This window comes from Bacillus silvicola (genome assembly GCF_050524305.1).
Classification (GTDB): domain Bacteria; phylum Bacillota; class Bacilli; order Bacillales; family Bacillaceae_G; genus Bacillus_A; species Bacillus_A cereus_AT.
This window is the reverse complement of the sequence record NZ_JBNGVC010000002.1, coordinates 152,738-167,270: the sequence shown is the minus strand read 5'-3', so window position 1 is coordinate 167,270 and position 14,533 is coordinate 152,738. Positions and strand designations below refer to the sequence as shown.

Sequence of the window (14,533 nt, the reverse complement as noted above, 5' to 3'; positions counted from 1 at the left end):
GTTTTTTATTTCTCACTATTTTTTTAAAGCATATGCATCAGCTATCATTTCACCAACGATTTTATTTTCTTGTTGCTTCTCGTCTTTTGATAAAGGGAATAACAGTTCTGCCACTTCTTCCCCCTCCTTGAACTGATTCATATAAATGAATAAATTAGGTTTTTATATAATAAAAAACCAAAGGCATTCCCGATGATTTAACTAGGTTTTATTAAAAGACACATATGATTCGTTTGAACATCGTTACTGTTTGTTTGAAATACAGTTCGATTTATATTCATAAAAATAGTATATTTCTTTATTTGAAAGGCATTTTTCACTTACTATTTTTCATGGTCCTTAATCCACTGTAGCCAATAAGAAAACTCACATGCCAAATGCATTTGATGCGATTTAATAAGACTATTAGGACAAAGTGCTGGAAACTCTACAACTAGACTTACTTCTATTCCAGTATCTGTATCTTTGAATTGATGTCGAACTCCACCAATAGTAGTACCGTCTTTCATACGTGCAACACCTGTTGATTGGTATTGATAAGACTTATCTCTAGGTGTCTTCAATCCCGTTTCGTTACCATAAACAATAAAAAATTGAACCGGAAACGGAGAATTACCAGTAGTTTCGATAACCTCTAATTCATTTTCCCCAAAGGGTCTTAGTACATAGTGATCAGGACAAGCTGATAAATTCACTTGATCATTTTCACGTGATTGTTTAAGCATAAAACTATCAATCCCATTTATCGCTTCTTCTGCTGTAATCCCGTCTAAATAGATACTTGTTTTTGAAAATTTTCGTCTATCGCCAGATAAAACAGTACAAATACGCATACCTATTCCACTTAATCTAAGTTTTGATTTCAACTTATCATACATCTCATTATATGAATATCCCATCTTTACTTCCGTTAGCTTTTTTATCATGGCGTCTGTATCATTTATTTCAGGCTCTTTATGTCCTAATGTATTTAATACTTTTTTAATACGCTCTCTTTTCCATTTTGTAAGTTTCTCTTGCGAAATATTGTTTCCATCGATAATAATCTTCATATATATTCACCTTCTTTTTGATCGTATCGTAGTGTAGTTAATACTAAATTAACCATTTCTTGCTTCGTATCTAGACTCAACTTTACTTCTGAATGGGCAATACTGCTAAGACCGTATAAAATAAATCCAGAAGCTAATAATGAGTTGTCAGTATAAAAAATCCCCGTTTTCACTCCTTCTTCAATTACTTGTCGAATTAATGGTTGCATTCGTGTGAATAATTTCTGTTCCAGTTGAAAATGTTGTTCCGTCTGAAACGAACTCATATTTTTATAGGGTGCTAATTTTTCAATAAATGTCCAAAATATATCTAGAGAATCTTTCATCTTCTGCATTACAGACCGTTCATTTGAAATAAGTATTTCTTCGATTAACTCCATATTTTTCACAATGAAGCTATTTAAAGTCTCATCAACAAAATCTTCTTTAGATTTAAAGTAATAGTAAAACAGCCCTGTTGCTACACCCGCACGATTCACAACATCTTTAATGCTAAATCCTCCCATACCATTTTTCATATATAGTTCAAAACCAATATCCATTAACTCTTGGCGTCTTATATCTGGTTCTTTTGATATTCTTTTCATACGTCATCTCCTACTATGTTTTTTACCACGACTGAATCTGATTCAATCAATCTTATTTGATAAATTTAAAAATCAATTTAGAAACTAAGCAACAAAATCCCTACAAAAAAAGAGTAATCCCAAGAAATATGCTTCTAACCTTAGATTTATCAAAAAAGTTAGATCATATAACTTGAGACTACTCATTCTCATTAAACACGTATTTTCTTTTCAAATCGATTAAACTTTATTTTAGCTGCACCATTTCTGTCTCTACAATCATTTGAGGAAGCGACTTTTGAATTATTTCCTTTAAAACATAAAGAGCTTCATCCACATAGCCACCTTCAAAATTCTCTAAGGGCTCAGGTAATTCATCTTCATCTAATATATAGTATTCTCCACTTGGAAGTACCAAAATATCAATAATTAAGTCTTCAAATGACACTAGTTCGTCTGTTATGTGCGTATTTTTTACAATATTAAAATAAGAGCCTAAATACATTCCGTTCTTATCTCTCCATATGTATAAATTGTACGGACGATTTTCCCAGTAGTATGCAATGGTGTAACTTCCTTTTGGGATTGTTAAACTCGAATCATTTGTATTCATCGTAAATGAATACTGAACCTCATGAAATAACATGATACTTTGAGATTTCTTTTCAAGTATTAAGCAATTGTGATCTATTATTGTTGAGTCATACCGAATTTTCCTTTCTATAATTTCACTTTTAGGCGTCCGTAATTTATTCATTTTTTGTTTCCCCTTATGCTATTTCTATTCTTAATTATATCCCTTTATATAGTGATAAAGAAGTGTATGGCCTACAATTACACAATAAAACTCCTTCTTATTTAGAAGGAGTTTTTCACTATCCACCATTCATATGTTTTAACCTTTCAGTAACCGCATCATAAAATTTTCTTTCCTCATCCACATTTAAATGCACACGACTCACTGTTTTAGAAAATCCATATAACAACTGCGCTTTAATTGGTTCTTTTAACGTTATTTCAAAAGTTGCAGGTTCCTTTATAAATTCCATAACAGTTGCATCAAGAGCCTCTTTCTCTTCTTCTTTCTTTAAAAGTTCACCTTTATAAAATGCAATGTTATCAATTTGTGCAAATGGTATAACGATTTTCTTTCCTAATCCAATTTGAATAATTACTTTTTCTTCCGCAACGATAATTGGATTTTTACGCATCGCTTGTATTTCAGCTAAAAAATAAAACATCGCATATATGTTTAAAATAAGTAAAATCCAAGCTATGACTGGATTCCATTGATGAAGTAAATAATGAAAACCGATACTTTCAATTACAGTTGCATGAATAATCATGATATAAACACCTATTGCACCGGTCTTTTTATGATATGAGTATGTGAATTCACTTTCTGATACTTTTACACGCCACGATAAAAAAGCATAATAGAATAATTTACACTCAGTAAGAATGATATTTACTGACTTACTTCTTTTCATAGTATCATCAAATGCTTGATCAATCGCATAAGAAAATGAAGAATACTCACTTCTATATTCTTTATATCGTTTTATTATTTTAGGTAGAACTCTAATAATTTTATATATCAGAAGCAGTTCAAAACATACAAACAAAATTTCTCCAGCAACTATTACATACGAAACAAATGAAAAAGCTTGTAAATAATCACTAGGAATTATAAATCTTGCGAACACGTATCCTGCTATAACTACAGGAAACATATACGTTAACGAATACCTTTTTCGTATAATAAAGAAATATGTGATGACTGGAATTACAAACATAAAATCTAATAACGAACCAAGCACTACTTCTTTCGGAGCAGCCGGTACAATTGGAAGGGCATACAATAAATAGTTTGACAACATAATTAAAGATACAAGCCCAAACCAAACACCCCTTCTCTTCCGAGATATGGTGACATTCATACGTTCACACCTCTATTCAAAAACCTCATTTAAATGGTCTTTATAAAATAAAATGGCACGTTCAAATTCTTTTACTTCCTCTACTTTTACGACCGCTTCCAGCAATAATTTCATCGCGGATTCATGATCGTTTACGTTGTATTTTGCTAGTGATAAAAACACTTTCATCACGTCATTTTCCGGGAACTTCTTTATCCCTGCTTCTAATACAGTAATCGCTTTATCATACTCCCCTATACAACGATACGTACTGCCAAGACCGATATACGCACCGCAAAGGGATTCACCATCAAGTCCGTTCGCGATTGCCTGTTCATAATACGGAACAGCCTCCGTTTCAAGACCCATTACATCATGTATCCAGGCGCATTGATATAGTACTTCTGCATCCCTCGTAAAATTTGTTAACCCTATAAGTATCTCTTTAGACTGTGCATATTTCTTTTCATTTCTAAGTTTAATAGCTTGCTTCAATAAATGTTCCATAAAATCCACTCCTCACAAAATGTTCATTATGCATATAACATGTATTACACATTTACGAGCAGCTAATAGCCTATTCCGTTGATTCGATTTAATAATCAGTAAGGGAGAAGTTCCCTCACTAATTTAATATTAACTCCATTACATACTATGCGACTGCATCTCTTTCTAAAAGCTTAAATTTACATAGAAGTGATACGATTACATAAATGCTCTAACATATTGATAATTTCTTTTGCAGTTTCATCTTTCCCATTACATAACTTCACGTTGCCCTCTTGTCCGATAACATGATGTACAGCGCCGCGAGAATATAAAGAATGCGGTGAGTTCGCTATCATTATACTTGCTTTCGCATCTTCCATCCTTTTGCTTGCTCTTTCAATAAGTTCTGCTTCATTTACGTCACTTTCCAGTTTAAAGCCAACGAGTATCGTTTCTGGATCCCAACTCTTTATTTGTTTTAATACTTTTGGTGCTTTTTTAAAATGAATAATTGGAGCGATGTCACTCGAAATCTTTCCGTTCATATTAAGAATATTTCCATCTTGATCACAAATCTTTTCGACAACCCAATCTGAGCCAGCAGCAGCCATAATAACCGCATCAACTTTTTCATGTGTAATAATACTTTTCATCTTATCTTGTAAATCAATAATCCCCTCAAATGGGTGCAATTCTAATTGGTCATTTACATCCATTGGCTTCTCAGCGAAATAGCCATGCAAATATATTACATTTGCTCCTTTTGTCATTAGCTCTTCTGCAATAATTCTTCCAATTGTACCTTTTGCTAAATTTGTATGTCCACGTACTTGATCCCATTTTTCTAGGCAACCGCCGCTCGTAATTAATACTTTTTTCCCCTTCATCTTAACCATCCCTTACTGATTTTTCGCACGAAACCACTCTGTTCCAAAGTCAACTGCATCGCGTTGTCTCATAAAACGGCACGTCGCATTCCCTATCTTCCCACGCGTAACTGTTCCTTTCCGTTCGTGTTCAATTCCGATTTCTACAAACGTGTCAGAATCGTAATCCATTTCAACGAACTCTTTCCATACTCTTACACCTGCTTCTATAATAGGCGCTCCTACCTTTATTAACTCGCGTGCACCTGTACGTACCTCAGATAAATGTATGGACGTATTGGAGTCGTATCCGACACCAAGTAATAATATGTATCCATCTAAATCATATATTTTTCGTAAGGGCGATTCTTCCCCAAAACTTATGGAAAGTGAATGATTTGCTATAATTTCCTCAGCATGTTTCCCCCATGCTGCAAAACTACTTAGCGGATGATTACTGCGCAATACATTCGGATATGTACGAAAACATTCAACTACTTTTCCCATTGCCCTTGTTGGTGTTATACGTGGGTCAAATGCGGGGACATTATCCCGGATAATTTGCCACCAGTCTTCTGGTACAGGTGGTCTTGACCAATGTTTTGGATCGGATAAATCTGAAGATTGGGTTGGCATAATTATCGTTCCTTCTTCTGTAACAACTTTCATTAACGCTTCTACTACGGCAACTGCCCCACCAGATATCCAACCGATTGAACTTAATGATGAATGAACAATAACTGTCATTCCTTTTTCTATCCCTAAGGTTTTTAAATCGTTTGTAATTGTTTCGATTGTATTTGGAAGTTTTGTACTCGCCACTATTTCATTCATTTTCACGATTGTTCCCCCATTTTGCTTTAAACTAATACATACATATATTATCATATTTTTCTTAATTTTTAACTTAATCATTCCGATTACTATACGTCTGTCGTTTTTATCATATCGAAAACAGTTAAATTATGGTATATTAATTTGAAATAAATATAAAAAAGTGAACGCAATGAAAAACTTTCAATCTAGCGATCTTAATTTATACTAATATGAAATAGCCCATCACAAATGATGAGCTATGTATTTTATTCATTCTCTAAATAACAATAAAACCTCTCTACTCCCAGGTATTTCTCTCCTAAGCTTTCAATCTTAAAGTTACATTTCTTGTAAAATCCGACTGCCTCTGTATCTGTCTCAGCCTCAATATATGTTAACTCATATTCCCTAATTATTTCTTTAATCATTTGAAGTGCAATGCCTTGATTACGATATTTTTCATCAACAGCTATGTGACACATTCTCGCTCTATTTGTATAAATTAACGCTATACCTATACAACCCTTACTCCCATATTTATATAGCACTGCCTGATCATTTTTATACATTGAAATTGCTTTAATTAAGCTTGCTTCACTTGGACCGGTCGCATGCTTTAATACTTTTTTAATGGAATCTATTTCTATATGCTCAACACGTTGTAACATCCTATCTCCATCCTTTCTCATGAAAAAAAATTAGCTCTTTAGTGAAAAAGAGCTAATCTTTTTATGCCGTTATTTTCTCTTCTTTTTTCACAACTACAGCTACATAACTATGAAGTATCATTCCGACAATTACAAGACTCATTCCAATCCACGATAAAGAAGACGGAATTGGAGCCGATAACCAGATCAGCTCTCCTACTAATGCAAATAAAACTTCACCAGACTGTGTCGCCTCGACTGTTGCTAATTTTTGCGGATCATCTTTTACAAGATCTGTCGCAAAGAAAAATAATACTGTTGCAATTAAACCTGAACTAATCGCTACAATAAAACATTGAAAAACTTGACTACTTGACGGTAAACCGCTTGTAGATACTTCATAACCAGAAAGTAAAAACCAAACTGGTAAACTTGCTAATGTCATACCGAGAACTCGTTGGAAGACATCTAATTCGCCCTTACATACTTGCATCATTTTTCTATTTCCAAGTGGATATGCAAACGCAGCAATGAGTACAGGAACTACACATAAAATGGTTTCACGAATCCCTAAAGAAGAAGCGTGTTCTACTTGCATAAGAACAACACCAAATAAAATAATACCTGACATTACTAATTCCTTCATTGGAAGTTTTTTATGTAATGGGTCTACCGCAAAAAATGGTGTTAACAAAATCCCTGCAACTATTGTTATTTGCCATGTTGATGCAACAAGCCACCCTGGCCCATACGCTCCAGCGAAACTTAGCGGTGCATAAAAAAGACCGAATCCTACAATACTCCATAATAGCCATTCTTTCGGATTACTTTTCATATATTGAAAGAGTTGTTTTAAGTTCCCTCTATACATAACAATAAGTAATAGCATTGGAACCATAAAGTAATATCGTAGTGATGCACTCCAAATCCAACTCCCGCCCCCTAAGTCCATCGATCGGTTTAACACAAAGGTAAAGGCAAAGAAAAACGATGCCAATATCCCTACTGCAATAGCTTTCATTATAAAACCCCTTATAATAGTTTTTTTATTAAATAAATTTCAATCTATTCGAATGCAAAATTTTTTAACAGAATATTAACTTATAAAAATAATAATGTTTTAATTCATCATACAATATATTAAAATAACATTAAAGTGAACCGCTACAGCATTCGTTTCGTGAATTACGCTAATCGAAATGTGTATGTATTTTATATCCGCTGTATGCATAATGATCGGTGCATATCGTACAGATGAAGAGTTTTAACTTAAGAAATAAATTAGTTATTTGGATGTGATCATATTGAAAACATATAAAATTTCCATGGTATTCACCTTAATGATGTTAGCTGCAGGACTTTCTTTTCTTTTCATTTGTATTTTAGCTTTAATAGATGAGTTTTTCTTCCTTGGTATTCTAATTTTAATCATCCCAGGCCTTTTTTTATACTATGGTTTTTATCTTTTGAAAAAAAGAGGAGAGAACACCGTTTTTTATTGGGATGATGAAGGTATAATAATTGATTTAGATGGGAATAAAGTTTATTGGTATGAGATAGAAGATATTGTATACAGCGGTTTCCCAGAAACAAAAGCGACTGTAGTTTCCACTCACTATACTCATCACGAAAATATAAGAATACGCCATAAAAAATGGCAGCCAACAATTTCGCATATAATTTACTGGTATTTAATTGAGCAACCAAAAGACTACCATAAAAATTTGATGTTAACTTGGGAAGAAAAGAAACAAAAGCCAATTTAAAACGAACTCCCCTAATCTATTAATTAAGGGGAGTTTTTCACACTTACATTTAGATTATATGTAATTGATTTTCTTTGTATAATTTTCTCAATCGATTTATATGTGCTTGATGGTACCGATTATGATCAGCTATATGCCATATTCCCCATCTTATAGTCGCACTTTCTCCCTTTTCATAGGACACTTCCCGGGTTAAATCATTTTCTGTTAGTTTCATACATTCCGCATAAAATATATGTTGCACAGCTTCATAAGCTTGCATTAATTCTTGCAATGTATCTTTTCTTAAACTTGGCAATTCCCCTATTTCATTCAACATAGGCCCATATTTATTTTTAAGCACCTGTGGAACTTCTTCTCCTCTTAAACGATATACCCAGTGTAAATCGACAACTGCTAAATGCTGAAGTAGTTGCCCTATACTATTTTCATTATTTTCAGACCCTTTAAAGGATAGTTCGTTCTCTTCTGTACCTTCTACTAAAATTTGCAATCGTTTAAATGTATCAAGAACTGTTGCATACAAGATCGCTACTTGCGGGTTCATATCTTTTTCTAAATGGAGATCTTTCATGATAATATCCATCCTTTAAAGAAACAATACCATATTTTCATCATCACTATACACACCATTCATCTTTATAGCTCTTTTTTCAATTGCATACGTTTTAAATCCCATTGATTTGTACAATTTTTTTGCTGGTTCGTTTGTGGACACAACACCTAAGGTTAATTGCTCTAGTTTTATATCTCGCGCTCTTTGAATGGCATTTGCTATTAACTCACGTGCCAATCCGTTCCGCCTGTTTTGTGCATCTACATACATCGCAACGACATGACCTTTATGCTTATATGCCTCTTTCTCTTCAGTCAGTAAAGTGACAACTCCAATTAATTGATTTTCTTTATTAAAAGCACCGAATGTACAACTATTAGCAGATGTTAAATTACTTGCAACTCGGTCAAGAGGATTTTCCTGGCGGATTGCCTCTTCATAAGTTGTTATAAACGCCTCTGGATTTACTTGTAATGCTTGTAAGCGTAACTCCCAATATTGCTCCGCATCTACTTTCGTAAGTAATCGAATCATATTCCCTATCCCCTTTAAGTTTACATAATATTTTTATAGACTATTAAATAAAGATTGATATTCTTCTTTTAACATACTATAACGATAGCGATGAATGAATTTACCATGACGTAATCTATCATTTCTCATTATTCCTTCACAAACAAATCCTGCTTTTTCATAACTCTTTCTAGCTTGTAAATTATCTTCGTCTACTCGTAGCCATATTTTTTCTAATTCGAATGCAGAAAAGCCAATTTGTAACATACTGTATAGAGCTGCCATTCCATATCCTTTACCCCAATATTCTTTATTTCCAATGGCAATCCCTAGTTCAGCATTTTTATTCGTTTTATCGAAATTCTTAATATCTACCCATCCAATGTGTATACCCTTATCAGTTAGAATAGCTCGTTGTTCATATCCATTCTTTCGACTTATACACGTTTCAATCCACCTTCTCGTATCTTCACGAGTGAACGGTGGATATTGATCTGGTACAACTAAATGTTTTGTTACTTCTGTATCTAATGACCACCTGTACCGATCTTCTACATCATCTAGTGATAGTTCTCTTAATTGAACAATTGGTAAATTCATTTTGCTACCCCTTCTCATTTCCCTATAGAAAATCCTTCGAACATTCTTCCCCCATACTCTTCTAACGTTTTTTCTATAAAAGCGATTAAATCCTTTTTCTCACCTGTTTTATAAAAGTGATCGAAAACCACAACAAATTTCTCCGCATATACTTCGTCGTACCTTTTCAACACTTTAATGAACCATTTTGAATTTCCAAGCCATTGTCCATTTACCCTCAAAACATATTCATGTACTAAATCAGCTAATAAGTTTGCGATAAACAATTCTTCTTCTCTCTTTGTTGCACCAATCAGGTCATCCAAAGCATCCGTAATAAAATAGCGCTTCTGCTTCATCATTTCTTCAGTCCATTTATCTGGTCCCTTCATTAGTAGATCATTCGCTTCTCTTTTTAACCGCTCAACAATTTCAACTTTCCCTTTTAAAACAAACCCTTCTAATACTAATTGCGGTAAAGAAGGTCTCCCGCGGTCACAATCCATTTTAAAAAAGGTTTTATACGTTTCAAAATTATGTACAAATACTTCAACAGGCCACCCATTACTATAGAAAGATTCTCTATAACAAGATGACAAACTGTGGTCGAATATTACAATATCAAGGTCAGATGTTTTCGTAGCCTCTCCTCTAGCAACACTTCCCCCTAGTAAAGCAACATCACATTTCGAAAATTTTGATGTAATTATGTTTTGTGCCGCTTCAATTGGTTTCATAATCTTACCCCTTCTTATTTTACCTTCCTTTTTTCAGCTCTTTCTCGTGCCTTTTTAATATATGGTTCTGCATCTGGAGTTTTACATGACGTTGCACCATGATCAACTTCTACTTTTCCAATTTCACGTGCAATTTCAATCGCTTGTTGCTCTAAAGCTTCATTTCGAATCCCTATCGCAATTAATGCACTATTCATTGCCTCTCTTTTTCTGTTTTTTTCATTATGTATATGAACTTTAATCACTTCTAAATACGGTAAGAAGAAGTCATTGTCTAACGTTTTATTTTTTATTGCAATATTCGCTAATAATGACCAACCAGCTCTTCCAATCCATTCATCATCAGACTTTGTCCATTCTTCCATTCTTTCTATCGCGATTGGCGACGTACATATAGCTGTCATAAAAACGTCCATTAAACAATAATAATCAACATCCTGAACCCACCTATTTAGCTGTTCTGATGTTAGTTTCTTCGGATCTAAAATCATTGTCGCTAAAGTCATAGCATCCATATTTTTTGTTTCCCATAATGAAATTGCTAAATCATGATCTTTTTTTATCTTCTTTTTTAACAATTTTAAATTCGCAAAACTAACTCCAAATAACGGCTCTTTCGCCCCATGGTTTTTATACGTCTTACGAGTTTGTTCTGTCCCATACTCTTTTAGTTGCTGCATTACTTCTTCAAGTAACATAGGTCCACCTCTTTTATGTTTTATGTTGACTTCATATATGTATGTACGATATATTCTACATTATTTTTTGGTTTTCCTATATTTATTTTTTAAATACGGTATGTGAAATTTTCATCGATATTCTTTAAAATCAAAAACATCCTCTTCTTTATTTTTCACACGGTTGTTCATTCGCACTCTGTATACAATACTCCACTAGCGCATTCAACGGATTTATTATGTTCCTTCCTATTATATTTTCTACCCTTGTAGCAGCATCTACCATTGATAATTGTGTAACTGAAAACATTTCGTTTCTATCTTTCATAATTTCATATAAATACTGTTCTAATTTAGCATCATGCTCTTCTTTGCGGCCTTGCATAATTAACTCAAATATCCCCTCTATCACTTCTACTTTTACTTGTATGGATTTATTATTCTGCTGAGCGTATAGTCTTAGAGCCTGTTTATAGTCTTATCTTTTTATTAAAATAGCGAGAAATCCTAGGACAACCATTTGTTTACTTGTTTCTAGTTTTCTCTCTACATTTTTGAACAATCGTCTGTATTTTTCTAACCAAGCAAATGAGCGCTCTACGATCCATCTTTTAGGGATCACTTGAAATTGATGCAATTCGGACCGCTTGGCAACTTGTACTTCAGCATTCAATAGCTTTTGAATTTCTTTTTGAAACTTTTCTCCTGTGTACCCACCATCCGTGAGGATGGCTTCTATGGTTTCTTTCAATTCAGGATATTGCTCGTACATTTCGAGTGCGCCTTTTCGATCTGTGACATTGGCAGTGGTAACATGGATTGCATGGGGAAATCCAAGAATATCTACACTGATATGTCGTTTAATACCAGAAACTTTCTTACCACCATCATAACCTTTTTGTTCAGCCGTATCTGCATTCTTAACACTTTGGGCATCGACAATATTAAAGCTAGAGCTTTTGGGGCGATTCACTGCTTCCCTTATTTGCCCAACAATTTTTTAATAAGGTCTCTAATAGACTACTACCTTCGGCATTGGATTTACTCCATTTTGCATAGTAGCGGTAAACATTTTGCCATTTGGGATAATCTTTTGGTAAAGCACGCCACTGGCAGCCTGTACTCAGAACATAGAGTAGTGCATTGAACACATCATAAAGGTCATACTTTCGCGGACTTGTGCGTTTGCTAAACGTTTCTAGTTCCTCACGAATGATCTCGAATTTTTCACGGCTGATATCACTTGGATAAGACATACACTCATCTCCTGTTTTTGCATACATCCTAACATATTTATAAGACTATAAACAGGCTCTTAAACGTTCCATCGTTCCTGAAACAGTACGGTTATTTGTAAATAGTATTGTCTGTGGCTCTTCAACCTGACAAATCATTTCAAAGAATGGCTCATCAATTTTCAATATAGGCATGTCTATTTTGAAATCCTCATCTAATAACGTGATATAATCTGTACAAGTTATTAAAAGTGTATCTACATCACTTTCAGCTATATACTTTATAATATCTTTTAAATTATTTCGTGCTTGTTCTCGTTCTATTTTTAGTCTGTGTGATAAGATTGGATCTACAAAATGGAGTATTTCGATTTCAAAAGATTGCAACACTCGGTCAATGTATTCAATATTTGAATGATGAGCATGTAAACAAGCTAATTTTTTCATACTTATCCTCCCTTTCTAAAACAAAAAATATGAATGAACCATTTTACATACAGTTCCATTCATTTAATTCTTCTTTCATTTTTTCAAACCTGCAAAACCGTGAAATCTTGCATACTTTTTAAAAAACTTTTTTGCGTTTGTAAAAAAGTTTTTTTGCATTTCCCCCTCTAAAATTGCTAATATAGTAGAGTAGAACTTTTATAGAGAGTAGGAAAATTATGCACAATGGAATTCGGATGACAACTTTAGTGAAAAGGGCTCTGTTGATTTGCGCTGGGGTATTATTTACATACGAAGCTGCTTATGGATCAACACATATCGCTCTAGCAAGTACAGAGGATGAAGCGAAATCTGTTCAACTTGTAAGTGAAATTCAAACGTCCCTTGCACCGAAAGAAGCTCCAAAGCACTATAACGGGCAAGTTAGAAAAGTCGCTTACTTAACATTTGACGATGGTCCTGGAAAATACACAGCTGAGCTTTTAGATATGTTAAAGAGTGAAAATGCAAAAGCAACATTCTTCCTAATTGGTTCAAATGTGAAAGCTTTCCCTGATCTTGTAAAACGTGAAAATGCTGAAGGCCACTATGTTGGGATGCACAGTATGACCCATAACTACAAGAAGCTTTACACAGAAGGTCATTACGTTGATGAAATGAAAGAAGACCAAGGCTTAATCGCTGGTGTTCTAGGAAAATCACCAGTATTAACACGCCCTGCTTACGGCTCAATGCCAGGATTAAATGAAGCCCTTCGCAACAAAGTTGTCGAAAATGGTTTAAAAGTTTGGGACTGGACAATTGATTCATTAGACTGGAAATACAACAAAATGCCAGTAGACGCTGCATCTGCTAAAATCGTAGAAAACGTTCTACATGGTGCTACAAACCCAACAGAAGTTATTCTAATGCACGATATTCATCCACAATCAGTAAAAGCAATACCTGGTATAATTAAAGGATTGAAAGAAAAAGGATATGAATTAGAAGCTTATAATGAGAACGAACACTTCCCATTAAACTTCTGGCATGATAATCGTATGTAATAAAAAGACTTGATTCCCTCTTGTAGGTTATCAAGTCTTTTTTTATCGTTTTGGGAATTTCCTTTGTTGCTCTTCTATAGAACGAATAATATTCTCTCTATCCTCTTGAGTTATACCGATAGAAAATTCGTACTCTTCTTCCTTACACCATGCGGGGTTAAGTTCCAGCGATAAGCGAATAACAATGTTAAACTCCCCTGATTTTTCCCCCATAAATTCAAACGCTAAATTTGGTTCTATGAAATCTAGTTCGTTATATGTAGGGTTTGGTAAAGATTCAAACCATTTTATCATGTACTGTAAGTCGTAAGTTTGTAAAAAAGGATCCATCGTTTCAAAAACTTTATTTTCTTCTGATAGTTTCGCCTTTACTCTTAGCCAATTTCTATCACACTCGTCTTTTGCATCTTTATATTGGTAATTTACAACCTCTAAATGTAGTGATATTTTTTCATTTTGAAAATTCATGCATAGACTCCTTTTATTTTACCCTATTTTAAAAATATACTTTTCTGTTTCAATATTGATCCTCAAGGAAAATCAAAAAGTTTTACAAACAATACAATCATAACACATTTTTTTCAAACCAATCCCTATTTCCTTTATTCAAATTCCCTCACTG

General features: G+C 33.8%; 18 protein-coding genes and 3 pseudogenes. 2 read left to right on the top strand and 19 right to left on the bottom strand.

The features are described 5' to 3' along the window. Positions 1–15 precede the first annotated feature (15 nt). From ACP6L7_RS07800 to ACP6L7_RS07755, 10 genes and pseudogenes are all read right to left on the bottom strand, one after another. Positions 16–129: pseudogene (locus tag ACP6L7_RS07800) on the bottom strand (alkanesulfonate monooxygenase); the annotation flags it as partial. A gap of 194 nt (positions 130–323) precedes the next feature. Next, a complete protein-coding gene (locus ACP6L7_RS07795; protein WP_097830463.1) occupies positions 324–1,052 on the bottom strand; it encodes a hypothetical protein in 729 nt (242 codons plus the stop codon). After that, complete coding sequence (locus tag ACP6L7_RS07790) at positions 1,049–1,639, bottom strand: TetR/AcrR family transcriptional regulator (RefSeq protein WP_097830462.1); 591 nt, start codon at positions 1,637–1,639, stop codon at positions 1,049–1,051. The genes ACP6L7_RS07795 and ACP6L7_RS07790 overlap by 4 nt, the downstream gene beginning before the upstream one ends. A gap of 226 nt (positions 1,640–1,865) precedes the next feature. Next, positions 1,866–2,375 (bottom strand): ribonuclease FAU-1 family protein, encoded by a 510-nt coding sequence (locus ACP6L7_RS07785; RefSeq protein ID WP_097830461.1) that lies wholly within the window; start codon positions 2,373–2,375, stop codon positions 1,866–1,868. A gap of 118 nt (positions 2,376–2,493) precedes the next feature. Then, the gene (locus ACP6L7_RS07780) at positions 2,494–3,558 is read right to left on the bottom strand and encodes a hypothetical protein (RefSeq protein WP_097830460.1); all 1,065 of its coding nucleotides are present in this window, start codon (positions 3,556–3,558) and stop codon (positions 2,494–2,496) included. A gap of 12 nt (positions 3,559–3,570) precedes the next feature. Continuing rightward, on the bottom strand, positions 3,571–4,044 hold the full coding sequence (locus ACP6L7_RS07775; protein WP_128854333.1) for a tetratricopeptide repeat protein: 474 nt from the start codon (positions 4,042–4,044) through the stop codon (positions 3,571–3,573). 179 nt (positions 4,045–4,223) lie between these two features. Beyond that, positions 4,224–4,913, bottom strand: a complete 690-nt coding sequence (locus ACP6L7_RS07770; RefSeq protein ID WP_071772846.1) for a phosphopantothenoylcysteine decarboxylase domain-containing protein — start codon at positions 4,911–4,913, stop codon at positions 4,224–4,226. 12 nt (positions 4,914–4,925) lie between these two features. After that, positions 4,926–5,726, bottom strand: coding sequence for an AAC(3) family N-acetyltransferase (locus ACP6L7_RS07765; protein WP_141533399.1), 801 nt, complete (start codon positions 5,724–5,726; stop codon positions 4,926–4,928). A gap of 248 nt (positions 5,727–5,974) precedes the next feature. Continuing rightward, positions 5,975–6,376 (bottom strand): GNAT family N-acetyltransferase, encoded by a 402-nt coding sequence (locus tag ACP6L7_RS07760; protein WP_097830457.1) that lies wholly within the window; start codon positions 6,374–6,376, stop codon positions 5,975–5,977. A gap of 61 nt (positions 6,377–6,437) precedes the next feature. Next, positions 6,438–7,376 carry a DMT family transporter gene (locus ACP6L7_RS07755; protein WP_097830456.1) on the bottom strand — a complete coding sequence of 313 codons (939 nt, stop codon included), beginning with the start codon at positions 7,374–7,376 and terminating at the stop codon, positions 6,438–6,440. A 274-nt stretch (positions 7,377–7,650) separates the two neighbouring features. On the opposite strand from ACP6L7_RS07755, the gene ACP6L7_RS07750 reads away from it, so the two are divergent. Next, positions 7,651–8,121 carry a hypothetical protein gene (locus ACP6L7_RS07750; protein WP_240523187.1) on the top strand — a complete coding sequence of 157 codons (471 nt, stop codon included), beginning with the start codon at positions 7,651–7,653 and terminating at the stop codon, positions 8,119–8,121. Positions 8,122–8,170: 49 nt separating this feature from the next. Here the strand turns inward: ACP6L7_RS07750 and ACP6L7_RS07745 are convergent, their stop codons facing one another. The 8 genes and pseudogenes from ACP6L7_RS07745 to ACP6L7_RS07710 all read right to left on the bottom strand — a co-directional run. After that, entirely contained in the window at positions 8,171–8,695 is a 525-nt protein-coding gene (locus ACP6L7_RS07745; RefSeq protein WP_097830454.1) for a DinB family protein, read from the bottom strand. 15 nt (positions 8,696–8,710) lie between these two features. Then, complete coding sequence (locus ACP6L7_RS07740; protein WP_097830453.1) at positions 8,711–9,211, bottom strand: GNAT family N-acetyltransferase; 501 nt, start codon at positions 9,209–9,211, stop codon at positions 8,711–8,713. A gap of 33 nt (positions 9,212–9,244) precedes the next feature. Next, entirely contained in the window at positions 9,245–9,790 is a 546-nt protein-coding gene (locus ACP6L7_RS07735; RefSeq protein WP_097830452.1) for a GNAT family N-acetyltransferase, read from the bottom strand. A 14-nt stretch (positions 9,791–9,804) separates the two neighbouring features. Further along, positions 9,805–10,506: a nucleotidyltransferase domain-containing protein gene (locus tag ACP6L7_RS07730; protein ID WP_097830451.1), complete on the bottom strand. Its 702-nt coding sequence runs from the start codon at positions 10,504–10,506 to the stop codon at positions 9,805–9,807. A 14-nt stretch (positions 10,507–10,520) separates the two neighbouring features. Next, positions 10,521–11,204 carry a DNA alkylation repair protein gene (locus tag ACP6L7_RS07725; protein ID WP_097830450.1) on the bottom strand — a complete coding sequence of 228 codons (684 nt, stop codon included), beginning with the start codon at positions 11,202–11,204 and terminating at the stop codon, positions 10,521–10,523. Between the two features lie 148 nt (positions 11,205–11,352). Continuing rightward, a pseudogene (locus ACP6L7_RS07720) lies at positions 11,353–11,652 on the bottom strand (hypothetical protein); the annotation flags it as partial. A 9-nt stretch (positions 11,653–11,661) separates the two neighbouring features. After that, positions 11,662–12,439, bottom strand: a protein-coding gene (locus ACP6L7_RS07715; protein ID WP_430529017.1) for an IS5 family transposase whose coding sequence is annotated in 2 segments (ribosomal slippage) — positions 11,662–12,178 and positions 12,177–12,439 — 780 coding nt in all. Because the reading frame shifts where the segments join, the coding sequence is not laid out codon by codon here. 57 nt (positions 12,440–12,496) lie between these two features. Continuing rightward, a pseudogene (locus ACP6L7_RS07710) lies at positions 12,497–12,865 on the bottom strand (hypothetical protein); the annotation flags it as partial. 218 nt (positions 12,866–13,083) lie between these two features. Between ACP6L7_RS07710 and ACP6L7_RS07705 the strand changes: the two are divergent. Beyond that, a complete protein-coding gene (locus tag ACP6L7_RS07705) occupies positions 13,084–13,911 on the top strand; it encodes a peptidoglycan-N-acetylglucosamine deacetylase (RefSeq protein WP_097830448.1) in 828 nt (275 codons plus the stop codon). 42 nt (positions 13,912–13,953) lie between these two features. Here the strand turns inward: ACP6L7_RS07705 and ACP6L7_RS07700 are convergent, their stop codons facing one another. Beyond that, the gene (locus ACP6L7_RS07700) at positions 13,954–14,379 is read right to left on the bottom strand and encodes a WapI family immunity protein (protein WP_097830447.1); all 426 of its coding nucleotides are present in this window, start codon (positions 14,377–14,379) and stop codon (positions 13,954–13,956) included. Between the last annotated feature and the right edge of the window lie 154 nt (positions 14,380–14,533).